At 47.1% G+C, this 23,525-nt stretch carries 23 protein-coding genes; all 23 read left to right on the plus strand.

Annotated elements, in window-relative coordinates; genetic code table 11:
* Positions 1 to 8: 8 nt before the first annotated feature.
* The gene (gene rfbF / locus DBR37_RS07095) at positions 9 to 782 is read left to right on the plus strand and encodes a glucose-1-phosphate cytidylyltransferase (protein WP_124573750.1); all 774 of its coding nucleotides are present in this window, start codon (positions 9 to 11) and stop codon (positions 780 to 782) included.
* The gene (gene rfbG / locus DBR37_RS07100) at positions 773 to 1,843 is read left to right on the plus strand and encodes a CDP-glucose 4,6-dehydratase (RefSeq protein WP_124574191.1); all 1,071 of its coding nucleotides are present in this window, start codon (positions 773 to 775) and stop codon (positions 1,841 to 1,843) included. The genes rfbF and rfbG overlap by 10 nt, the downstream gene beginning before the upstream one ends.
* Positions 1,840 to 2,409, plus strand: a complete 570-nt coding sequence (gene rfbC / locus DBR37_RS07105) for a dTDP-4-dehydrorhamnose 3,5-epimerase (protein ID WP_124573751.1) — start codon at positions 1,840 to 1,842, stop codon at positions 2,407 to 2,409. Before rfbG ends, rfbC begins: the two co-directional genes overlap by 4 nt.
* Positions 2,406 to 3,629: a class I SAM-dependent methyltransferase gene (locus DBR37_RS07110; protein ID WP_124573752.1), complete on the plus strand. Its 1,224-nt coding sequence runs from the start codon at positions 2,406 to 2,408 to the stop codon at positions 3,627 to 3,629. The genes rfbC and DBR37_RS07110 overlap by 4 nt, the downstream gene beginning before the upstream one ends.
* Entirely contained in the window at positions 3,626 to 4,735 is a 1,110-nt protein-coding gene (locus tag DBR37_RS07115) for a DegT/DnrJ/EryC1/StrS aminotransferase family protein (protein WP_124573753.1), read from the plus strand. The genes DBR37_RS07110 and DBR37_RS07115 overlap by 4 nt, the downstream gene beginning before the upstream one ends.
* The gene (locus tag DBR37_RS07120; RefSeq protein WP_124573754.1) at positions 4,732 to 5,376 is read left to right on the plus strand and encodes an acetyltransferase; all 645 of its coding nucleotides are present in this window, start codon (positions 4,732 to 4,734) and stop codon (positions 5,374 to 5,376) included. The genes DBR37_RS07115 and DBR37_RS07120 overlap by 4 nt, the downstream gene beginning before the upstream one ends.
* Before the next feature lie 13 nt (positions 5,377 to 5,389).
* Complete coding sequence (locus DBR37_RS07125) at positions 5,390 to 6,532, plus strand: glycosyltransferase family A protein (protein ID WP_124573755.1); 1,143 nt, start codon at positions 5,390 to 5,392, stop codon at positions 6,530 to 6,532.
* A gap of 63 nt (positions 6,533 to 6,595) precedes the next feature.
* Positions 6,596 to 7,522, plus strand: a complete 927-nt coding sequence (locus tag DBR37_RS07130) for a glycosyltransferase (RefSeq protein WP_124573756.1) — start codon at positions 6,596 to 6,598, stop codon at positions 7,520 to 7,522.
* On the plus strand, positions 7,519 to 8,325 hold the full coding sequence (locus DBR37_RS07135) for a methyltransferase, TIGR04325 family (RefSeq protein WP_199739060.1): 807 nt from the start codon (positions 7,519 to 7,521) through the stop codon (positions 8,323 to 8,325). The genes DBR37_RS07130 and DBR37_RS07135 overlap by 4 nt, the downstream gene beginning before the upstream one ends.
* 92 nt (positions 8,326 to 8,417) lie before the next feature.
* Positions 8,418 to 9,374, plus strand: a complete 957-nt coding sequence (locus tag DBR37_RS07140; protein ID WP_124573757.1) for a glycosyl transferase — start codon at positions 8,418 to 8,420, stop codon at positions 9,372 to 9,374.
* The gene (locus DBR37_RS07145) at positions 9,355 to 10,356 is read left to right on the plus strand and encodes an NAD-dependent epimerase/dehydratase family protein (protein ID WP_124573758.1); all 1,002 of its coding nucleotides are present in this window, start codon (positions 9,355 to 9,357) and stop codon (positions 10,354 to 10,356) included. Before DBR37_RS07140 ends, DBR37_RS07145 begins: the two co-directional genes overlap by 20 nt.
* A 5-nt stretch (positions 10,357 to 10,361) precedes the next feature.
* Positions 10,362 to 11,456 (plus strand): DegT/DnrJ/EryC1/StrS aminotransferase family protein, encoded by a 1,095-nt coding sequence (locus DBR37_RS07150; RefSeq protein ID WP_233588302.1) that lies wholly within the window; start codon positions 10,362 to 10,364, stop codon positions 11,454 to 11,456.
* 81 nt (positions 11,457 to 11,537) lie between these two features.
* A complete protein-coding gene (locus tag DBR37_RS07155) occupies positions 11,538 to 12,455 on the plus strand; it encodes a glycosyltransferase family 2 protein (protein WP_124573760.1) in 918 nt (305 codons plus the stop codon).
* Between the two features lie 46 nt (positions 12,456 to 12,501).
* A complete protein-coding gene (locus DBR37_RS07160; protein ID WP_124573761.1) occupies positions 12,502 to 13,662 on the plus strand; it encodes a glycosyltransferase in 1,161 nt (386 codons plus the stop codon).
* A 13-nt stretch (positions 13,663 to 13,675) separates the two neighbouring features.
* Positions 13,676 to 14,905 carry a glycosyltransferase family 4 protein gene (locus DBR37_RS07165; protein WP_124573762.1) on the plus strand — a complete coding sequence of 410 codons (1,230 nt, stop codon included), beginning with the start codon at positions 13,676 to 13,678 and terminating at the stop codon, positions 14,903 to 14,905.
* A gap of 2 nt (positions 14,906 to 14,907) precedes the next feature.
* On the plus strand, positions 14,908 to 15,762 hold the full coding sequence (locus tag DBR37_RS07170) for an SDR family oxidoreductase (RefSeq protein ID WP_124573763.1): 855 nt from the start codon (positions 14,908 to 14,910) through the stop codon (positions 15,760 to 15,762).
* A 43-nt stretch (positions 15,763 to 15,805) separates the two neighbouring features.
* Positions 15,806 to 16,816, plus strand: a complete 1,011-nt coding sequence (locus DBR37_RS07175) for a polysaccharide biosynthesis protein (protein WP_124573764.1) — start codon at positions 15,806 to 15,808, stop codon at positions 16,814 to 16,816.
* Positions 16,809 to 17,933: a non-hydrolyzing UDP-N-acetylglucosamine 2-epimerase gene (gene wecB / locus DBR37_RS07180; RefSeq protein WP_124573765.1), complete on the plus strand. Its 1,125-nt coding sequence runs from the start codon at positions 16,809 to 16,811 to the stop codon at positions 17,931 to 17,933. The genes DBR37_RS07175 and wecB overlap by 8 nt, the downstream gene beginning before the upstream one ends.
* Positions 17,934 to 17,980: 47 nt before the next feature.
* Positions 17,981 to 18,919 (plus strand): SDR family oxidoreductase, encoded by a 939-nt coding sequence (locus DBR37_RS07185; protein ID WP_124573766.1) that lies wholly within the window; start codon positions 17,981 to 17,983, stop codon positions 18,917 to 18,919.
* Between the two features lie 9 nt (positions 18,920 to 18,928).
* The gene (locus DBR37_RS07190; protein ID WP_124573767.1) at positions 18,929 to 19,489 is read left to right on the plus strand and encodes a sugar transferase; all 561 of its coding nucleotides are present in this window, start codon (positions 18,929 to 18,931) and stop codon (positions 19,487 to 19,489) included.
* A 6-nt stretch (positions 19,490 to 19,495) separates the two neighbouring features.
* Complete coding sequence (locus DBR37_RS07195; RefSeq protein ID WP_124573768.1) at positions 19,496 to 21,475, plus strand: nucleoside-diphosphate sugar epimerase/dehydratase; 1,980 nt, start codon at positions 19,496 to 19,498, stop codon at positions 21,473 to 21,475.
* Between the two features lie 48 nt (positions 21,476 to 21,523).
* Positions 21,524 to 22,621 (plus strand): dTDP-glucose 4,6-dehydratase, encoded by a 1,098-nt coding sequence (rfbB, locus tag DBR37_RS07200; protein WP_124573769.1) that lies wholly within the window; start codon positions 21,524 to 21,526, stop codon positions 22,619 to 22,621.
* Positions 22,618 to 23,523, plus strand: a complete 906-nt coding sequence (gene rfbA / locus DBR37_RS07205) for a glucose-1-phosphate thymidylyltransferase RfbA (RefSeq protein WP_124573770.1) — start codon at positions 22,618 to 22,620, stop codon at positions 23,521 to 23,523. The genes rfbB and rfbA overlap by 4 nt, the downstream gene beginning before the upstream one ends.
* Positions 23,524 to 23,525 lie beyond the last annotated feature (2 nt).

The raw sequence follows: 23,525 nt of genomic DNA on the forward strand, positions 1-23,525 counted from the left end.
AATCAAATATGAAGGCAGTCATTCTTGCAGGAGGGTTGGGCACGCGGATTAGCGAAGAAACTTCGACGCGGCCTAAACCTATGATTGAAATTGGTGGGCGTCCAATTCTTTGGCACATCATGAAAATCTATTCAACGTATGGGATCAATGATTTTGTTGTTTGTTGCGGATATAAAGGCTATGTCATTAAAGAGTATTTCGCGAACTACTTTTTGCATATGTCTGACGTCACATTCGACATGCAAGCAAATAAAATGGAAGTTCATCAGCGCAATGCCGAACCCTGGAAGGTAACGCTGGTGGATACCGGTGACGAAACGATGACCGGTGGGCGTCTGAAAAGAGTGGCGCAGTATCTGGAAGATGAGCCGGAGTTTTGTTTCACCTATGGTGATGGGGTGTCAAATATTGATATCGGTGCGCAAATTGCTTTTCATAAGCAACATGGGAAGTTGGCAACGGTAACTGCTGTGCAGCCTCCAGGGCGTTATGGGGCGCTTGATATGGATGGTGAGGTCGTACGTGGTTTTATCGAAAAACCGCAAGGTGATGGCGGTTGGATCAATGGGGGGTTTTTCATTCTCTCCCCTAAATGCATTGATTTGATCGAAGATGACCGTACCTCCTGGGAAGGTCAGCCTTTAGCAAGGCTGGCTGAGCAAGGGGAGTTAAGGGCGTTTGAACATCGCGGATTTTGGCAGCCGATGGACACTTTACGAGATAAAAATCATTTGGAGGGTCTGTGGCAATCTAGTCAGGCACCTTGGAAGATATGGGCGTGAGTCATACTTTTTGGCAAGGAAAACGGGTCTTTCTGACTGGGCACACCGGCTTCAAAGGCGGCTGGCTTGCGCTCTGGCTTCAGTCTATGGGGGCTGAAGTACATGGTTATGCGCTGACTCCGTCAACAGATCCAAATTTCTTTACTGTCGCTAATGTTGGCAAACATATGGCGAGCAGTACGATCGCCGATATTCGGGATGCTTATTTATTACGAGCCGCGATGCAGCGCGCACAGCCTGAAATCGTGTTGCATCTTGCTGCTCAGCCATTGGTACGGTACTCATACGCGGAGCCAGTAGAGACATACGCAGTTAACGTAATGGGTACAGTGCATTTGCTGGAAGCTATTCGTGGAACGCCGTCAGTTAAAGCGGTGGTAAACGTTACTACAGATAAGTGTTATGAAAATCGGGAGTGGGACTGGGGATATCGGGAAAATGAAGCCATGGGCGGATTTGACCCCTATTCGAGTAGTAAAGGATGTGCAGAACTGGTGACTTCGGCTTACAGGCGGTCTTATTTAGATTCGGCCGGAGTGTCGATTGCGAGTGCTAGAGCTGGGAATGTAATTGGAGGCGGGGATTGGTCGTCTGACCGTTTGCTTCCTGATTTTCTCAGGGCCTTGGATCAAGGTGAGACGTTGACAATACGCTCACCAAATTCGACGAGGCCTTGGCAACATGTTTTAGAACCATTATCAGGTTATTTGGCTCTTGCCGAGCGGCTTTATACGGATGGAAGCCGCTTCGCGGAAGCATGGAACTTTGGTCCTTTGGATGAGGACGCACGTCCCGTTCAATGGATTATCGAAAAAATGGCGGCAATGAACAATGGCGTTAAGTGGCAGCTTGATAGTTCACCGCAATTGCATGAGGCTAATTATTTAAAGCTGGATAGTAGTAAAGCGAGTAATCGTTTGAACTGGAATTCTCAGTGGCGCCTGCAAACTGCATTACATAAAACGCTAGAGTGGCATACAGCGTGGAAGAATGCTGAAGATATGCGCACAGTTTCGTTGTCCCAGATATCTGAATACAGTGGCGCAAGGGAAGTGAAATGAGTAGTGGCCGCTTTAGCTTCAGTCCAATTGGGGAGTTTGCAGGACTTTGTTTAGTGCAAAGAACGGCAATAGAAGATGAGCGGGGCTATTTGTCCCGGTTTTTTTGCGCTGAAGAATTTGCAAAAGCTGGCGTGAGTATGCCTGTAGTGCAAATAAATCACACGCTCACAAGAAAAAAAGGTGCAGTGAGGGGTATGCATTTTCAGCATATCCCGCATGCAGAAAAAAAACTGGTGAGTTGTATCAAAGGTGAAGTATGGGATGTCGCTGTCGACCTGCGTCAGAACTCGCCAACTTTTTTACATTGGCATGGCGAGGTTTTGTCGGCAGCAAATCGTAAGAGCCTGTTGATTCCAGAGGGATTTGCGCACGGTTTTCAGACGCTTACTGAGGATTGTGAACTCATCTATTTGCACACAGAGGCTTACCATCAAGCCTCGGAAGATGCATTGAACGCACTTGATCCCGCGTTGAGTATCAATTGGCCTTTAGATATCGTCGAGCTATCGGATCGAGATCGTAAGCACATGTTTATTGAACAGAATTTTCAGGGAATTATTTTATGAAATGCCGTCATTGTCAGGCCGAATTGGCTTTGACCTTAGTTGATTTGGGTTCCGCCCCCCCTTCAAATGCTTACCTGACAGAGCAGACTTTATCTGCGCCAGAAAAATATTTTCCGTTGCGAGTTCTGGTCTGTACGGATTGCTGGCTAGCGCAAACCGATGATTACACCCAAGCTGACGAATTGTTTGATGCTGACTATGCTTATTTTTCAAGTACTTCAACGGGATGGTTGTCGCACGCTGCCAGATATGCAGAGAAGATGATTGAACAGTTTAAGCTTGATAAAGACAGCCTTGTCATTGAGGTTGCTTCGAACGATGGCTATCTTCTACAAAATTTTTTAAGAGCTGAAATTCCATGTTTGGGAATTGAGCCCACCGCGAGTACTGCTCTAGTCGCTGAGAAAATGGGTATTCCGGTATTACGTGAGTTTTTTGGTGAAGCTTTAGGAAAAAAACTGGCTGCTGATGGTAAGCAGGCGGATTTGATCGCTGGAAACAACGTGTATGCACACGTACCTGATATTAATGACTTTACACGTGGCTTGAATGCTGCTCTTAAGCCAGGAGGAACGATTACCCTGGAGTTTCCGCATCTGATGCGACTGCTTGAGCATACTCAATTCGATACCGTCTATCACGAACACTTTTCTTATCTTTCTTTGTACACCGTCAGCCGTATTTTTGAAGCAGCCGGTCTGCGCGTATTTGATGTTGAAGAGTTGTCCACACACGGTGGCAGCCTGCGTATTTATGGCTGTCATCAGGACGACGCACGATCGATTACGCAAGCAGTGACGGACATGTTGGCAGAAGAGAGTCGACGAGGCCTGCAATCAAGTGAGATATACGAAACTTTCCAAGTGAGGGCAGATAAGGTCAAAGATGACCTGCTTAGTTTTTTGATTGAAAAAAAACGTGCGGGTAGTAGTGTGGCGGCTTACGGTGCTGCGGCTAAAGGAAATACTTTATTGAATTATGCGGGCGTTAAGCCGGACTTATTGGCATTTGTTTGCGATGCTGCTCCCGCCAAGCAAGGCAAATATATGCCAGGTAGTCATGTGCCCATTTTGGCGCCTAATGTTTTGGAGACACGACGTCCAGATTATCTGGTTATTCTTCCTTGGAATATTGCTTCCGAGGTGAAGCAACAAAATTCCGGGCTTGCTGCCCTTGGGACAAAATTTGTTACGGCCGTACCGAGGCTGGAGATCGTATGAAGTCGAGGATTCACTATACAAAACCTTCCATTACCGGATTGGAGGTTAGTTACGCGACTGATGCTGCGACCAACGGTTGGGGCGAAAAATGCTATGAGTATATCCATCGTTTTGAGGATGCTTTTAAAAAGCATCTAAACGTTCAATATGCGATCGCCACCTCGAGTTGTACTGGTGCTTTGCATATGGGAATGGCAGCTTTAGGTATAGGTCCGGGTGATGAAGTGATTATGGCGGACACAAATTGGATCGCGACAGCATCACCCATTGTGCATCTCGGTGCAAAACCGATTTTTGTCGATATCCTGTCAGACACCTGGTGCATCGATCCGGATTTGGTAGAGCAAGCAATTACTCCGAATACAAAGGCAATTGTCGCTGTGCATTTATATGGCAATCTTTGCGATATGGATAAGTTGCTAGCTATTGGGAAAAAGCACGGAATCCCGGTAATTGAGGATGCCGCTGAAGCCATAGGTTCTGTCTACCAAGGAAAACGAGCCGGCTCTATGGGAAGATTTGGGACTTTTTCGTTTCATGGAACCAAAACTCTTACTACCGGCGAAGGCGGTATGTTCGTGACCGATGACGCTGCATTGTACGAAACCGTGCTCACATTGAGTAATCATGGACGTGCTCGAGGGCAAAGTAAGCAGTTCTGGCCTGATATGGTTGGATTTAAATACAAAATGTCTAACATTCAGGCGGCTTTAGGCTGCGCGCAGATGGAACGTATCGATGAGTTAATCAAGCGCAAACGGGATATTTTCTATTATTACCGGGATCAATTGGTCGCTATACCCGGCATTTCAATGAATCCCGAACATTTGAATACGATCAACGGGGCATGGATGCCCACGGTGGTGTTCGATGCAGAAACTGGGGTGACTCGCGAAAATCTGCAAGCTGCTTTTGCTGAGGAAAACATCGATGCAAGGGTCTTCTTCCATGCGTTATCTAGTTTGCCTATCTTGGGAGGCGAACAAGGAAAGGAAATATCGTCCAGTGTGCCATTGAGAGCGATCAATCTTCCAAGCTTTCATGATATTTCCCTTCAGGAGCAAGATAGGGTTATTAGTGTGATCAAAAACGTATTGAGATCATGAAAAAGTACGTTATATGGGGATGTGCTGGCCACGCTAAAGTTGTAGCGAGCTTGATTAAATTGCAGGGCGGTATTGTCGCGGCCTTCTTTGATAATCGGGATGTCGCTACTGTATTACCAGATGTTCCGGTATTTAAGGGCGTCGATGGATTTCATGCCTGGCTAAAAGGATACGGGGACGTTTCCAATGTAACAGGCGTTGTCGCGATAGGAGGAGCACGTGGTGCTGATCGTATCCAGATACAAAAATTATTTAGTGATTCCGGCTTACAGCTGGAGCCCTTGGTTCATCCGACAGCTTTGATTTGTAATACGGTATTTCTCGGTAATGGGTCTCAAGTGTTGGGACAAGCGATTGTTGCAGCCGATAGCGTCCTTGGAGAGGTTTGCATTATTAATCACAAAGCATCAGTGGATCATGAGTGTGTGTTGGGGGATGGCGTCCATCTTGCCCCGGGCGCAACATTGTGCGGATGCGTTCATCTCGGCGACAACGTAATGATTGGGGCTGGTGCTGTGGTATTACCTCGTTTGAGTATCGGCGCTAATACAATCGTAGGCGCAGGAGCAGTGGTTACCAAAGACTTACCGGAGGGTGTCGTTGTTACAGGTTGTCCTGCCAGAATAATTAGAAATATTTAGGTGTCAGACAGTAATGAGCATTTCTATCGACCGTCCTAAATATTCAATTTTGATACCAACTCGAAATGGAGCACAGTATCTGCCATTCGCAATCCAGAGTGCATTGAAACAAGGTAGTAAAGATTTCGAGCTAATAATAAGCAATAATCATTCTTCTGATGACACGCATGATTATCTGGCGACATTGGACGATCCACGTGTAAGAGTGGTTATGCCAGAACGGCCTTTATCCATGCCGGCACATTACGAATTTATCCTTTCCCAAGCTAACGGTGAGTGGATAACTATATTGGGCGATGATGATGCACTCATGCCAGATTTCTTTTCTGATCTTGATAAATTGAATTTGGATCAAATTGATGCTTTGGTCAGTAGGCGGGCATATTATTTTTGGCCTGGCTGTGAGGATTTGTATGGGGATACCGTCGTCGCATATCAATCCAGAGTGAAAGCAGCAGTAAAGCGTAGCGGTTTGAATCTGTTTTTGTCACTTTGCTCAATTGCTGTTTATACAGATATGCCGCAGGCATATACTACGGGCCTGATTCGTAAAAAACTTATTGATCAAATTAAGTCCGACTGTAATGGCCGCTTTTATTTTGCGACGAGCCCCGATGTTTACTCTGCAATAGCAATTGCTTGTAGGACCAAAAAATATTTGAGACTGGAAAAGCCTTTATTTTGGGTGGGAACTTCTGCCAAAAGTGTGGGTTTTTCTGGTGCCGGGAAAGCGAAAGAGCGATATAAAGAATTCTGGCAGCAATGTGCTGACGATGGTTTTCACATTACCTCTGCGATTCCTATGAATCTTTTTATTCTCAGAGATGGGGCATTGTTTACGTATGATGCTTTGCTTAATTCCCCACTGCCGGCGCCATTCTGGAAATCTGTTTTCGTTAAGTATTTTGTTTATGCCGGCGTCGCGCGCAAAAATAGTGATTTAAAAATGAAAGTAAAAGAAGAGTTGGGCTCTGAACTGAACACTTTTGTTCTCTCCTGTTGTTCACTCTTACTTTTTCTGATTGATAGCGTATATCAAATAAATTCAAAAAGATTGGGCTTAATAGATCGATTTGTATCAAAGAAAATTATTTCAAGTGACAGGGGAAGATTTTCAAATATAGGTAAAGCTTCTGATGAATTGTCCCGCCTGTAGTGCTTTTTACAGTGTTACTGATATCTATTCTCTGCTTAAGGTGTTGTTTGTCAAAAGGTTCTTATGTCGTCCGGATTCGATGATTTGAAAAACGCGCCAATCGTTTTTTTTTGCTACAACCGTCTTCAACATACGCAAAGAACTATTGAAGCCTTAAAAAAAAATACCTTGGCCTCGGAGAGTGATCTTGTAATTTATTCGGACGCCTCCAAGAACGACGCACATGTCGATGAGGTTGCGGCTGTGCGTGCTTATCTGAAGACTATTTCGGGATTTAGATCGGTAAAAATTATTTTTCGCCAAGAAAATATGGGCTTGGCTAGATCAATTATTGACGGTGTATCGGCAGTGGTGAATGAGTACGGTCAAGTCATTGTGTTGGAGGATGATTTGGTCACGAGTCCATATTTTCTTCAGTTTATGAACGATGGTTTGCGGCGTTATGAAATGAATAAAGAGGTTGCGAGCATCCATGGATACGTCTATCCAATTGAAAATTTGCCCGAAACCTTTTTTATGCGGGGAGCAGATTGCTGGGGATGGGCAACTTGGCGCGATCGATGGCAAATGTTTGAATCTGATGGTGAAATTCTTCTTTCTGAACTGGTGCGTAAGAAATTGACCCATTATTTCGATTTAAATGGGGCTTATCCATTTACGCAAATGTTGAGGGATCAAATATCAGGGAAAAATAACTCGTGGGCTATCCGTTGGCATGCTTCAGTTTTTTTGAATGAAAAATTTACTTTGTATCCTGGGAAATCACTGGTTCTTAATATTGGTAACGATAACAGCGGAACACACAGTGGAAACACAGACGCTTTCTCTTCAGATGTCTCCGCGACGGCAATAACAGTAAGAGCTATGCCTGTTGAAGAAGATGCGTTTGCATTAAATGCCTTTGGACGCTATTTTATAAAACTGCGTGGGGGATTGATCGGGGGAGTCAAGCGATTGTTATCTCGTGCTTTAAACGGATTTCTTAGATGAAGATAAAGCAGTTTATTCGAGACTGGTGTCCGCCGATTCTAATGAATTGGATTAGATCTTTGCGGGCAAACAATGGTTTGTCATTTTCCGGTGATTATGCGTCATGGTCTGATGCGAAGATGAAGTCATCCGGTTATGATGCCGAACAGGTACTGCAGCGAGTTTCAGAAGCTGCGCTCAAGGTAAAACGAGGGGAGGCGCTTTTCGAGCGTGATTCAGTCTGTTTCGAAAAGGCGGAGTTTCGCTGGCCAGTTTTGGCATGTCTGTTATCGGTTGCTGCGTCGCGCAGCAGTAATTTGAATGTCTTGGATTTTGGCGGCTCACTAGGCAGCTTTTATTTCCAGCATAAAGATTTTTTTTCGAATTTGATGCAAGTAAGATGGGCCGTCGTCGAGCAGGCGCAGTTCGTAAAGTTCGGTCAAGAACACTTACAGGATGATGTATTGCGTTTTTATGACTCTATTGAAAGCTGCTCGATACAGCAGCCAATAGATGTGGTTTTATTATCTAGCGTAATTCAGTATCTAGAGAAGCCTCGAGAAGTTTTAACCTCGCTGGCGGCGATTGGTGCCCCCTATATCTTGATTGATCGTACGTCGTTCATTGCGGATGAGTCTGATCGACTTACCGTTCAAACGGTGCCCAAAGCCATATACGATGCTTCTTATCCGGCTTGGTTTTTTTCAGAAAAATTATTCCTGAAAACAATGTTGGACTTAAATTATCGTTTGCGGACCGAATTCCCATGTCCGGAAGTTATAGGCCTTGGCGAATATAAAGGAATGTTTTTTGAACGCGTTTGAAAAGCGGGATTTCCATATGCAGTATAAGCATGTAATTTTTACACTCCCTTCTCACATTTCAGTACGCCCTTGTTGAATAAAAAGAACTGCGCATGCATACATTTTGTACTTTGTTTGATTCTAATTATTTGACCAGAGGATTGGCTTTATATCAATCACTGAAAAACGTAGGTGAATCTTTTACTCTTTATGCCGTATGTTTCGATGACTTGGCCTATGAGGTGTTGTGTAGACTTGAACTGCCTGATCTTGTCGCAGTTTCTTTGGGTGAGTTTGAAACGGAAGCTTTGCTGGCTGTAAAAAAGGAGCGCACCTCGGGTGAGTATTGCTGGACATGTACACCTCACGTTATTCGTTATGTGCTAGATACGTATCAGTTATCAGATGTTACTTATCTTGATGCAGATCTTTATTTTTATGGAAAACCATCGCTTTTGTTTGACGAGTTTCAGCAAAGTAACGCGTCAGTGTTGATTACTCCGCATCGCTATACACCACGGTACGACCAGTCTATTGCTTCGGGAATCTACTGTGTCCAATTCATGACTTTCAAAGCCAATGAAGATGGGTTGAAAGTTCTGCAGTGGTGGCAAGATCGTTGTTTGGAATGGTGTTTCAACCGTGTTGAGGACGGGAAGTTCGGAGATCAAAAATACCTTGATGACTGGCCACAAAGATTCCGTGGTGTGCATGTTTTGCAGCATATCGGGGGAGGGGTAGCACCATGGAATGTTCAGCAGTATCTAGTCAACTGGCGTCCCGATGAGCTCTGTGTGGATAATTTCCCGGTGATCTTTTATCACTACCATGGTTATAAAAAGTACGCAGACGGCGTCCATGACTTAGGCGGATACAAGCTTGGCAAGGAAGCCGTACAGTATTTATACAAACCATATGTATATGGTTTGAATGTAGCTGAAGAACAGATCAAAAACGTTTTCCCGGATTTCGATCGCGGAAATGTTAAGAGACAGATATCGTGGAAGACCCCTTTGCGTAATTTGCGTCGGCGGCTCAAAGGAGAATTCAATGAGTATTCATTCGTATAAGAATAAAAAAGTACTGATTACCGGCGGTTTGGGGTTTATCGGTTCAAATTTGGCCCGACGTTTAGTTGGCCTAGGCGCCCAAGTAACATTGGTAGATAGCCTGGTTCCTGTTTATGGCGGCAATCTATTTAATATTTCGGATATCAGAAATAGTGTTGCGTGCAATATTTCTGATGTTAGAGATCCGCATGCAATAACTTATCTGGTACAAGGCCAAGACTTTTTATTTAATTTGGCTGGACAAACCAGTCATATGGATTCGATGACGAGTCCACGGGAAGATTTGGAGATTAATGCCGCTGCACAATTGTCGATTGTGGAAGCGTGCAGAGCCGTAAATCCGAATATCAAATTGGTCTTTGCCAGTACACGTCAGATTTACGGAAAACCCGATTATTTACCCGTAGACGAATTGCATCCGATTCGACCAGTCGATGTAAACGGCATTAATAAGCTGGCTGGCGAGTGGTATCACCTGTTGTACAACAATGTGTATGGTATCCGCGCCTGCGTTTTACGCTTAACGAATACCTATGGTCCTGCTATGCGCGTTAAAGACGCACGTCAGACATTTTTAGGGATTTGGGTGCGTTCTCTGATCGAGGGCGCGCCGATTAAGGTATTTGGCGACGGTAAGCAGTTACGTGACTTCAATTATGTCGATGACTGTGTTGACGCCATGCTGCTGGCGGGGGCTAGTGATATAGCTAACGGCAAGGTGTACAACCTTGGTAGTAAAGAGGTGATCAATCTGGGTGATTTGGCCGCCATGACGGTAGGGCTGGGGTATGGTGGGCAGTATGAGCTAGTTCCGTTTCCAGCAGAACGTAAAGCCATTGATATTGGTGATTATTACAGTGATTTTAGTCTTATTTCGCGCGAATTGGGATGGGAGCCGAGTGTAGGGCTGGAAGAAGGATTGAAAAAGACCGTGGAGTATTACATGGCGAATAATCAGCATTATTGGGACGCAAGCAAATGATATTGATGAATGACTTTAAGGCAGAGCCGGAAGAAATCCGTGAGGCTATGCTGGCTGCCACCAAGCGTGTGCTCGACTCTGGTTGGTACGTCCTGGGTAAGGAAGTTGAGAGTTTTGAAGCTGAATGGGCGACTCTTTGCGGTGTTGCGCATGGCGTGGGTGTTGGCAATGGCATGGATGCCATCGAGATAGCACTGCGCTCTCTGGATATTGGTGCGGGAGATGAGGTAATCACTACGCCCATGACGGCATTTGCTACTGTGCTCGCAATACTGCGTGCCGGTGCGGTGCCAGTATTGGCAGATATTGATCTGGATACGGCTTTGCTTTCCATCGAAAGTGTGAAGAGATGTATTACGCCTAAAACCAAGGCAGTGATCTTGGTGCATCTCTATGGACAGGTGCGCAATATGCAAGCATGGTCCGACTTATGCAATGAGAAACAGATTGTTCTGATCGAAGATTGTGCTCAGGCGCATCTGGCAAGTTCTGGGGGGCGGGCAGCGGGCTCTTTTGGTCAAGTCGCTGCTTATAGCTTTTATCCGACCAAGAATCTGGGAGGGCCTGGCGATGGCGGAATGCTGGTTACTTCTGATGAGATGATTGGTGCGAGAGCCGGTCGTTTGCGAAATTACGGACAAAGTGTGCGTTATCAGCATCCAGAGTTGGGCATGAATAGTCGCCTGGATGAGGTTCAGGCGGCCATGCTGTCAGCCCGGCTGAAATGGTTGCCTGAATTTACGGAGCGGCGGCGTGAAATAGCCGCGGCTTATCGAAAAGATATATCCAACCCATTAGTAAAAATGTTAAGTGAGCCAGAAGAGCCAGGTGCTCATGTCTATCACTTGTTTGTTATTACATGTGAGGAGAGGACGCGCTTGCAGGCACATTTGCAATCACAGGGTGTTCAGGCGCTGATTCACTATCCGATTTCTATTCATCATCAAGAGCCATGTCTGGATATGGCGCGTGACCCGCTTGGTCTGAAAAATAGTGATTTCCACGCAAATGTCTGCCTCTCTCTGCCTTGTCATCCGCAAATGTCAGAGGATGATGTTCGCGCAGTAATTAAAGCCGTTAATGCTTTCGCATTAGCTTAAATGTTGAGGAATTTACGTAATAAATTTATCAAATGAGATAGATTTTTTGCGGGGTGAGGCAAAAAATATGACAAGAACAAAATGATTTGTCTTAATGCTGAATACAGCACAACCCGCCAGGTGGTGGGTATACCGGAGGCTAGTCAATCTGGCGTTGCTGCCATTGAAGGCCGCAGATGCTTGCCTCCCAACACCTTGCGTAGCGGTGAAGGCGGGCTGCGCTTGCAAGGGCACGGGAAGAGTGAAGACGAGCAGTCAGGACCGTTAGTAACGATCATTACCGCTGTTTTTAATGGCGAGAAAACCATAGAGCAGACGATATTGAGTGTTATCAGTCAGTCTTACAATAATCTTGAGTACATCATTATTGATGCCGGATCGACAGACGGTACGATTGATATCATCAAAAAATATGAGCACGCGATCAACTATTGGGTGAGCGAGCCAGATGGTGGTATCTATGATGCGTGGAATAAGGGAGTAGCGCTGGCAAGTGGCACATGGATCGCATTTCTTGGTTCAGATGACCTCTATCGGGAGGGCGCGGTACAGGCCTATATAGATTTTGTCAGTAGCCGGACTGACCTCGATATCGAATATGTTTCATCGAAAATTAATCTTACTAATGATGAAAAGGTGTTGCGCACTGTAGGCTTGCCCTGGAGCTGGGAAATTTTCCGCAAGTACATGAAAGTAGCGCACGTCGGTTCTTTGCACCATAAAAAGCTATTCGAAAAGTATGGATTATTTGATGACTCATACAGAATTACCGGTGATTACGAATTTTTGTTGCGGCCGGGGCGGCATTTGAATGCTTATTTCCTGGATGAGATTACGGTCAATATGCATGTGGGCGGTGTCAGTAACGCCGATTCCAGGGTTTTTGAAGAGTCAACAAGAGCAAAGATTTCAACTGGCGGCAGGAACGTCGTGGCGAGTCAAATAGAAAAATATTGGGCCATACTTAAGTGGAAAATTCGTAGTCAATTGCTCGGCTGATTGAGTCCAGTTTTTCTTGAGGCCCTGGTTTATCCTAGGCAAGCGCATGCAAAATCAACTTCATGTAGTAAACAGTGCTGCGATGACTTCGGGCGGTGAAGGCCTGGCTGCGCTGCGTTATGCGCAATCTTTGGCAAAGGCCGGGTGTAACGTGACTTTGCTGGCCAGGCGGATATCTGATCCTGACCAATCCGCGGCACAAATAAGTGAGCGCTTTCATCAGGAAGCGGTATCGGCTCAAGGCAGTTCATTCGCGGGTTTGTATCGTCAGTACAGACATATATGCCGAACGCTTAAACAAGGACATATAGACCTCGTGCATATCCACGGCATGTGGTCTCCTTTTTTGGCGCTTGCTGCATTTGCCGCTCGTCGCGCAAAAATTCCTGTAGTGATTTCCCCGCATGGTTGCTTGGATGCCTGGGCACTGCAGTATAAACACAGCAAAAAAATGCTGGCTTTGAGGACCTACCAAGGACACATATTACGCAGTGCTTCTGCATTTATAGCAACTGCAAAACCAGAGCTGGAAAGTATTCGCCAATTAGGATTGGTGCAACCTGTTGCCATCATTCCCAACGGCGTTGACGTAGAGCCTCGTTCTGAACTTGATGTGATAAAGAAATCTAAAACGATTCTTTTTTTATCTCGTGTTCATCCGATTAAAGGTTTGCTCGATTTAGTCGAAGCATGGGCTCAAGTAAGAATTCCGGGATGGCGTATTGTGATCGCTGGCGGCGATGAAGATGGGTATCGCGCAAAGGTTGAGGCATTGATCGCGGAGCGGGGCTTGCAAGCAGATTTCGAATTTTTAGGTTTTGTGAATGGCGAGCGTAAACAAGCATGCTTTGATAACGCCGATATTTTTGTGTTACCAACTTATTCTGAAAATTTTGGTATTGCAGTCGCTGAAGCATTGGCAAATGAGTTGCCGGTAGTCACGACAACAGGGGCGCCGTGGCAGGATTTGGTGACCCATCATTGCGGATGGTGGGTATCCCCCGGAGCGCTGGGCGTAGCGAGCGCCTTATCCGAGGCTATTAATATGCCATCCGATGATCTGAGGATGATGGGGCAACGAGGCCGAAAACTGGTATTAGAGAAGTATTCGTGGAACACCATTGGTACGTCTGCATTGACCGTAAGCAACTGGCTGCTGGATCGCTCTATACCCAAACCAATCGAGGTTGTGGAGTTTCAACGATGATGATGATAGTTGGATGAAGATATTAATTGTGAGCCAGTATTTCTGGCCTGAGGGTTTTAGCATCAATGACGTCGCGCGCTCATTGGTCGAGAAGGGTGTGGCAGTGGACGTTCTTACTGGCAAACCGAACTATCCTGCGGGCGAAAAATTCGAAGGTTATCGTGGCTTCGGTTTCATGCATGAGACCTGGAAGGGTGTTTCCGTATTCCGGATACCTATGGTTGCCAGAGGCGTAGGTGGGGCGCTCAGGCTGGTGATCAATTACTTGTCTTTTGTCATTTCCGGTTTGTTGTTTGGTGCCTTGCTATTGCGTAAGCAGCGCTATGACGCAATTCTGGTTTATGCCCCATCGCCTATCTTACAGGCGATTCCTGCCATTTTTTTGGGCTGGTTAAAGCGATGCGGTGTGATTGTCTGGGTGCAGGATTTGTGGCCGGAAAGCCTTTCTGCAACCGGGCATGTCCGGAATGAACGAGTCCTCAAAATGGTCGAGTCGGTGGTTCGGTTCATTTACACGCGCAGCGACTTGTTGCTCGCACAGTCAAGGGCCTTTGTGCCTTTGCTTCAAAATCTGGCCGCGGCTACATCTGTTCAGTACTATCCCAATTCGGTAGATCCTGCGTTTGCAAATCCGGTATTTGGGGATTTGCCCGATGTGGAGGGGCTAGATGGCAGTTTTTCGGTACTTTTTGCTGGAAATATCGGCACAGTACAGTCTGTTGAGACGATCGTCGAAGCCGCTTCATTGCTTCAGTCTTATCCTGACATTCATTTAGTGGTTATGGGGGATGGGAGTAAGCGGGAATGGATGTTGCAGGAACAGAGGCTGCGCGGATTAACGAATTTGCACCTGCCAGGCAGATTCCCGGTCGAAATGATGCCGGGGTTTATGCAAAAAGCCTCCGTTTTATTGGTGTCACTGACGAATCAGGAGATATTCAAAGCGACAATACCGAATAAAATACAGGCTTATTTGGCGGCAGGCAGGCCTATTGTCGCTTCCCTTAATGGAGAAGGGGCAAATATAGTTCTGGAGGCCGGGGCTGGATTAGCTGCGCCGGCTGAAGATAGCCAGGCCTTGGCCGACACGATTTTGCGGTTTTATCGTATGAGTCAGTCTGAGCGTGAAGAGATGGGCGCGTGTGGGCGCCGCTACTATTTGAAGCATTTTGAGCATGATATGTTGATGGGTCAGCTGATTGGACATTTCCGGTCTGTGAGTGATCTCAAAAAAGAGAAATAAGAATGAGAATATTGGTGCTGGGCGCAAGTGGCATGCTGGGCAATGCCATGATGCGGATATTAAGTGAGCGCAGCGATTGGGCGGTGTACGGCACGATTCGTTCGGATAGCTTGAAAAAGTTTTTTCCAGCAGATATCGCTAATAATCTGTTGTCGGGAATTGATGTCGAGCAGGTTGACTCCTTGTTGCAAGCGTATGCGCAAGTGCGTCCGGATGTCGTTATTAATTGCATCGGCTTGATTAAGAAATTCATGGATGAAGAAGATCCATTGCATGCAATTTCGGTGAATGCTGCATTGCCGCACAGACTTGCAAAATTATGTGCCGTGTCTGGCGCTCGCCTGGTGCACATGAGTACGGATTGTGTTTTTTCCGGTGAAAAAGGTAATTACACGGAAGCAGACGTTTCAGATGCCACGGATTTATATGGGAAATCCAAGTTCCTTGGCGAGGTTAACTATCCTCACGCACTGACATTGCGGACTTCTATCATCGGGCGTGAACTCCAAAGTGCCAACGGCTTGATAGGATGGTTTTTAGCGCAGGACGGAAGCTGCCCAGGATTCCGGAGAGCTATTTTTTCAGGTTTCCCTACTGTGGTATTGGCGGAAATCGTTCGCGAATTCATTATCCCCAATCCTGATTTGCATGGCCTTTACCATGTGGCGGCGCAGCCGATATCGAAGTATGAGTTGCTTCGTTTGGTAGCCGATGTGTATGGTAAATCCATCGATATCGTAGCTGATGATGCTTTGGTTATAGATCGTTCACTGAATGCGGATCGTTTTGCGGAAGTGACAGGATATCGCGCGCCGGATTGGGTGGAGTTAATTAAGCGTATGCACCGTTATAGCTAGTTTGTTGTATTACGCTTATATCGATAAAAAATAAGGGATTTTCATGTTTGACAATAAAGTATTGATGATTACCGGAGGCACAGGTTCGTTCGGTAACACTGTGCTCAAACGTTTTTTGGATACGGATGTCCGGGAAATACGCATCTTTAGTCGGGATGAAAAAAAACAGGAAGACATGCGTATTGCCTTGGGTAACGATAAGGTCAAATTTTATATCGGGGATGTGCGTGATTACGACAGCCTGAAGCAAGCGATGACAGGTGTCGATTTTATCTTTCATGCAGCTGCGCTCAAGCAAGTCCCATCTTGCGAGTTTTATCCAATGGAGGCGGTACGTACCAATGTCTTGGGTACTGAAAATGTATTGAACGCTGCTATTGCTTCCAAAGTGAAGAGGGTAGTGGTGTTGAGTACAGATAAAGCGGTTTATCCGATTAACGCGATGGGTATATCCAAGGCGATGGCGGAGAAGCTGGTTATTGCGAAGTCTCGTACCATCGCTGAGGGCGGGCCGGTAGTTTGCTCTACACGCTACGGTAATGTCATGGCGTCTCGTGGTTCGGTTATTCCTTTGTTTATTAATCAATTGAAATCCGGTTTGCCAATTACGGTCACCGACCCGAATATGACGCGATTCCTGATGTCTTTGGAGGATTCGGTTGATTTGGTGCTCCATGCTTTTGAGCATGCGGAGCAGGGTGATTTGTTTGTGCAAAAAGCGCCAGCTTCGACAGTCGCTGATCTGGCTCAGGCTTTGCGTGAGTTGTTCCAGTTGGATAATGAGGTCAAAGTCATTGGAACGCGTCACGGCGAAAAACTCTATGAGTCGCTTATTTCCAGAGAAGAAATGGCGAAAGCAGACGATATGGGACGCTATTACCGTATTCCTGCCGACAATCGCGATCTGAATTACAGCAAGTATTTTGTCGAAGGGGAATCTCATATATCCGAGCTGGATGATTACACCTCGCACAATACAGAACGCCTGGATGTTCCGGCGATCAAGAAACTTCTATTAAATCTGGCCGAGGTCCGTGAGGCACTGAATGCGTAAAGTCATGACCATCGTCGGGACGCGTCCTGAATTGATCAAGATGAGCCGTGTCATTGCTGAGCTGGAGAAGCATACGCAGCACATACTGGTGCATACCGGTCAGAACTACGATTATGAATTGAACCAGGTTTTTTTTGATGACCTGGAAATCCGCAAGCCGGATTATTTTTTGGATGCGGCAGGCAGCAATGCTGCGCAGACGATAGCGCAAGTGATCATGAAGGCGGATGAGGTTTTTGAAATTGAAAAACCGGATGCTCTGCTACTGTATGGCGATACGAATTCCTGCCTCGCTATTATCCCGGCCAAGCGCCGCAAGATACCGGTCTTCCATATGGAGGCCGGCAATCGTTGTTTTGACCAGCGCGTTCCTGAGGAATTGAACCGTAAAGTGCTGGATCACCTGGCCGATATCAATATGGTATTGACCGAACATGCGCGTCGTTACTTGCTGGCGGAAGGTATCAAGCCTGAGACCATTATCAAGACCGGATCGCATATGCGTGAAGTTCTTGATTTCTATCGTCCGAAGATAGAGCAATCTGATGTTGTTTCTCGTTTGTCGCTGGAGACACGCAAGTACTTCCTGGTCAGCGCTCATCGGGAAGAGAATGTGGATTCACCGGAAGCGCTGCGGGATTTGCTGGAGACTTTGGACGCCTTGGTGAAACGGTATGGGTATCCGGTTCTGGTCTCAACGCATCCGCGCACATTCAAGCGTCTGGAAGCCTTAGGTCATGGTCCGCTGGACGAGCGCATCATTCTTTCCAAGCCGTTCGGTTTTATTGATTACATCAAATTGCAAATGGACGCTTTTTGCGTATTGTCCGACAGCGGGACAATTACCGAAGAAACTTCCTTGCTGAATTTGTGTTCGATTACGCTGCGTAATGCGCACGAACGTCCAGAAGGCATGGACGTTGGCACGTTGATCATGTCCGGCTTGAAGGCTGAACGCGTGATCGAGGCAATCGACATCGTGACGTCGCAATATACTACTGACCAGGCGCCGGTGTTGCCTGTGTCCGACTATGAAAATCCGTATGTTTCGAAGCAGGTGCTCAGAGTCGTTGCAAGCTATATCGACTATATCAACCGCGTGGTCTGGTCAAAGTAGCCGCCCTGGGCGCTTGCTTTGCCTCTTCCTATCTGTACGATAAAACCATGAATCAGATTCTTGTTACGGGGGCCAATGGTTTTGTCGGTCGCAGTCTGTGCGAAGCTTTGCGTGCTCGCGGCACTTCTTTTATTCCTGTCGTACGCAAGAAAAATCATAATAGTGAAATCGCTATTGGTGACTTGCGTGTTGATACCGACTGGGGCATAGCGCTACGTGGCTGTGACGCAGTAATTCATCTGGCGGCGCGAGTGCATGTGATGAATGACACGACAAGCGACCCCTTGGCGGCATTTCGTGCAGTTAATGTTGATGCGACGCTGAATCTGGCACGTCAGGCGGTGGCGGCCGGTGTGAAGCGTTTCGTCTTTGTGAGCAGCGTCAAGGTGAACGGTGAGGAAACCGGTGAACATCCGTTTACCGCATTTGATGAAGCGGCGCCGACGGATCCGTATGGGCAATCCAAGCTCGAGGCGGAAATTGCGCTGCAAGAGTTAGCGCAAGTAACAGGCCTGGAGTTGGTGATAGTCAGGCCTCCTTTAGTCTACGGTCCTGGTGTGCGTGCCAACTTCTTGCGTCTGATGCAACTGGTCAGGATTGGATTACCCTTGCCGTTGGGGGCGATCAAGAATCGCAGAAGTATGGTGGCCGTAGATAATTTGGTGGACTTGCTGATTCTGTGCGCTGGGCATCCTGCTGCTGCAGGCCAGACATTTATGGTGTCCGACGATCACGACGTCAGTGTGTCCGAGTTACTACGCATGCTAGCTAAGGCCATGCGGAAAAGAAGTATGCTGCTTCCACTCCCGGCGCGCGTATTGAGCGGAGCCGCCGCTGTGTTGGGCAAATCAGCTGTAGCAAATCGTCTGCTAGGCTCATTGCAGGTTGATATTAAACATACGAAAACAACCTTACAATGGCATCCGCCTGTCAGTATGGATCTGGCTTTGGAAAAAACCGTCGCCGCTTATCTTGCACGCTCTTAGTTGCTTAGTATGAAAAGAATATTTGATTTGTTATTGGCATTGTTGGCGTCTTGCATATTGTTTGTGCCCATCGTGATCGTCGCATTTTTTGTTAAAATGACATCAAAAGGGCCTGCGGTATACTGGTCTGACAGGGTGGGAATACATAATAAAATCTTTAAAATGCCTAAATTCAGGACGATGAGGGTGGATACGCCGGCGGTAGCGACGCATTTGTTGACCAATCCTCAACAGTTTTTGACTCCTATAGGCTCATTTTTGCGCAAATCCAGCCTGGATGAACTTCCTCAGTTGTGGAGTATCCTCAAAGGCGATATGAGTTTTGTGGGGCCGCGCCCGGCCTTGTTCAACCAGGATGATCTGGTTGCTTTGCGGACTCGCTTTGGCGTTGAGGGTATCAGGCCGGGATTAACCGGGTGGGCCCAGATCAATGGTCGTGACGAGTTGCCGATACCTGAAAAAGTAGCACTTGATGCAGAATATCTTGCGCGCCAGTCATTTTGGTTTGATATAAAAATATTGGTTCTGACGTTCCTAAAAGTATTAAAAAAAGACGGTGTTACACACTGAACTCAGATGAAATCATTCCTTGAATTACCGAGGTTTCAGAAGCAGCTGATAGCAGCAACGGCTGACCTGATTCTATTGCCGCTGACTTTTTATGTGGCAGTCTTGTTGCGCTACGATAGCAGCACGCCGCAATTGTTCGAGATGTATTTCTGGATGATCGTCGCGGCACCGCTGATTTCCATTCCTATATTTCTGCGGCTCGGTTTGTATCGTGCAGTGATTCGCTTCATCGATCAGAAAATCGTGTATGTCGTCGTATTGGGCGTGTCCTTATCTGTGGTTTGCATGGCAGCGCTGGCAACTTTTGTGCATTCCGCACCTTTGTCGCGCGGTGTATTTGGGATCTATTGGGTCAGCGCCATTCTGTATGTAGTCGCGAGTCGCTTTCTTGCACGGGGTTATTTGCTCAGAGCTGATGACCGAGGTGGTAGTGCAGTGCGCGTGGCCATTTATGGTGCCGGCCATTCCGGTATGCAATTGGCGAGCGCATTGCGGGCAGGGCATGAATATCTGCCGGTAGCATTAATAGACGATAAAAAAGAACTGCATGGTGCGACCATTGCAGGTGTGAAGGTCTGGCCTTCGAGTGAGTTGCCTCGTCTGGTCGCAGAGAAGCAAATCAAGGAAGTTTTATTGGCGATGCCTTCATTACGCAAGGCGCAACAAAAATTAATCCTTGAGCAGTTGGAGCCCCTTAAAGTTAAAATCAAGGTAACTCCTCCTATTGCCAGCCTGGTGAATGGCGAGTTGCGTGTGCAGGATATACGCGATATCGAGATTGAGGATTTGCTGGGACGTGATGCAGTAGAGCCTGACCTTGGATTAATTACCAGCTGTATCACTGATAAAACCGTGATGGTGACCGGCGCAGGCGGATCAATCGGATCGGAGTTGTGTCGCCAGATTATTCGTCTTCGGCCGAAGCGTTTGCTCCTGCTTGATATGTCGGAGTTCGCGCTTTATTCAATCGAACAAGAGCTGCAGGAAATCAAGAAGGGGCAAGGTTCTGAGATCAATGTATTGCCTTTTCTTGGCTCCGTATTGGAGTCGGAAAAATGTGAGCGCATTCTGCGCACTTTTTCAGTAGATACGATCTACCACGCCGCAGCTTACAAACATGTTCCTTTGGTTGAACATAATCCTATCCAGGGAATACGTAATAACGCCTTGGGAACGTTGTGCCTTGCACAGGCAGCAATTGCCGCTAAAGTCAGCTGCTTTGTATTGATTTCTACCGATAAAGCGGTACGTCCGACGAACGTAATGGGCGCGACCAAGCGCCTTGCTGAGTTGATCCTGCAGGCATTTGCACGCAGTCAGACCGGTACGCGCTTTTGCATGGTGCGCTTCGGTAATGTGCTAGGTTCGTCAGGATCTGTCGTCCCGCTGTTTCGCAAGCAAATTATGGCTGGGGGCCCGATTACTCTGACGCACCCTGAAATTACGCGTTATTTCATGACTATTCCTGAAGCTGCGCAGTTAGTGCTGCAGGCGGGGGCGATGGGCGAAGGTGGGGACGTGTTCGTACTCGATATGGGCGAGCCGGTGAAAATCCTGGATCTTGCGACGCGTATGGTTCACCTCAGCGGGCTGGAAGTGCAAGGTGATAGTGATGCGACGGATGCCATTGAAATTCAGCACGTCGGTTTGCGTCCGGGTGAAAAGCTGTATGAAGAGTTACTGATCGGTTCAAATGTCGAAGGTACGCAGCATCCTTTAATCATGCGAGCGCAAGAGACGGAGATTCCATGGACAGAGTTACAGCGCTTGTTGCAGGCTCTGGAGCATGCATGCGAGCAGTTTGATTATGAAAAAGTGAGGGCTTTGCTACTGCAAGTTGTCGCAGAATATGCGCCGCAATGTGGGATCGAAGATTTTCTATGGAATGAAAAGCGTGGCGCCGCCACCAGTTTGGCAGCTACTGCCTCGGATATTGGTGGGCAAGTTAAATCCTCCAAGCCAGATTTAAAGCAGGTCATTAAGTAGGTTTCTGCAGAAATTCTTCCGAATATTTACCGCATATAGGTTAAACGCATGATTCTAGTAACTGGCGGCGCTGGCTTTATCGGCTCCAATTTTGTATTAACCAGTTTGACTCAGGCTGATGAGTCCATCCTGAATGTTGATAAGTTAACTTATGCAGGGAATCTGAATAATTTACAGTCTGTATCGCACGATGCGCGGCATATCTTTGTGCATGCAGATATTTGCGATAACGAACGCATGCTTGCTTTACTGATGGAGCATAAGCCGTCAGCCATCGTGCATTTCGCGGCGGAAAGCCATGTAGATCGGTCGATTCTTGGCCCGGCTGAGTTTGTTCGCACGAATGTAAATGGGACATTCAGTTTATTGGAAGCCGCGCGTAGTTACTGGTCTGGATTGGCAGGTGCGGACAAAGCGGTTTTCCGTTTTTTGCATGTCTCTACTGATGAAGTATATGGTTCGCTCGGGCCGAATGATGCGCCATTTTCTGAAACAACAGCGTATGCGCCTAACAGTCCTTACTCAGCGTCCAAGGCAGCCTCTGATCATTTGGTGCGCTCTTACTTCCACACATATGGTTTGCCGACGCTGACAAGCAACTGTTCGAATAATTACGGTCCGTATCATTTTCCGGAAAAATTGATTCCTCTGGTGATTGCGAATGCGCTCGCAGGGAAAGATTTACCTATTTACGGCGATGGACAACAAATACGCGACTGGCTATATGTGGGTGACCACTGCGCTGCGATTCGTCGTGTCTTGAAAGATGGCAAGCCTGGCGAGACCTACAATATTGGTGGCTGGAATGAAAAAGCCAATCTGGACGTAGTCCACACGCTGTGCGATATCCTGGATGAATTGAAGCCAGCCGATGCAGGTCATAGTTATCGTCAGCAAATTACCTATGTGACGGATCGCCCTGGGCATGATCGTCGTTATGCGATCGATGCCGGGAAGATAGAGCGCGAGTTAGGCTGGAGGCCAGCAGAGACATTTGATACCGGTATCAGAAAGACCGTGCAGTGGTACCTCGACAATCAGGCATGGGTGCGAGATGTGCAGTCCGGCGAATACATGAAATGGCTGGAAAAAAACTATAGCCAGCGGGACAGTGCTGCTAATACAAATCAGCAGGGAGCAATATGACGTCGCTAGCCAATAATCCACGTCCGCGTAAGGGAATTCTTCTAGCTGGTGGTTCTGGTACGCGCCTGTACCCGGTTACCATTTCCATCTCCAAACAGTTGTTGCCGGTTTACGATAAACCGATGATTTACTACCCGCTGAGTACTTTGATGCTGGCAGGGATAAAAGACATCTTGCTGATTTCAACGCCCCAGGATACGCCGCGTTTTCAGGAGTTGTTGGGTGATGGCAGCCAGTGGGGCATCAATCTGACTTATGCTGTGCAGCCATCGCCGGATGGACTGGCTCAGGCTTTTATTATCGGTCGTGAATTTATAGGCGACTCTCCATCAGCATTGATCCTGGGCGACAATATTTTCTATGGCAATGATTTCGAGAAACAATTACGGGATGCGTCAGCACGGGTGAGCGGATCTACGGTTTTTGCCTACCACGTTCAAGATCCCGAACGGTATGGCGTCGTTGAGTTCGACAGTCAGCGCCGGGCAGTGAGCATCGAAGAAAAACCTCTGCAGCCTAAATCCAATTACGCGGTAACTGGGCTGTACTTTTACGATGAACAGGTTTGCGATATCGCGGCAACGATTAAACCTTCGCCACGCGGTGAGCTGGAGATTACCGATATCAATCGCGTCTATCTTGAACGCGATCAACTGGATGTCGAGTTAATGGGGCGCGGTATGGCCTGGCTGGACACCGGTACGCATGAATCCTTGCTGGAAGCTGGTCAATTTATCGCGACGATAGAAAATCGACAAGGACTCAAGATTGCCTGCCCGGAGGAAATCGCCTTCCGCAAAGGGTATATCGATCTGGAGCAGATGAAAAGACTGGCCGAGCCTTTGAAGAAAAACGGATACGGACGTTACCTGCTTCAGGTCATCAATGAAAAGAATTTTTGAGT

The organism is Herminiimonas sp. KBW02 (assembly GCF_003852535.1).
In the GTDB taxonomy this organism is placed as follows: domain Bacteria; phylum Pseudomonadota; class Gammaproteobacteria; order Burkholderiales; family Burkholderiaceae_D; genus Oxalicibacterium.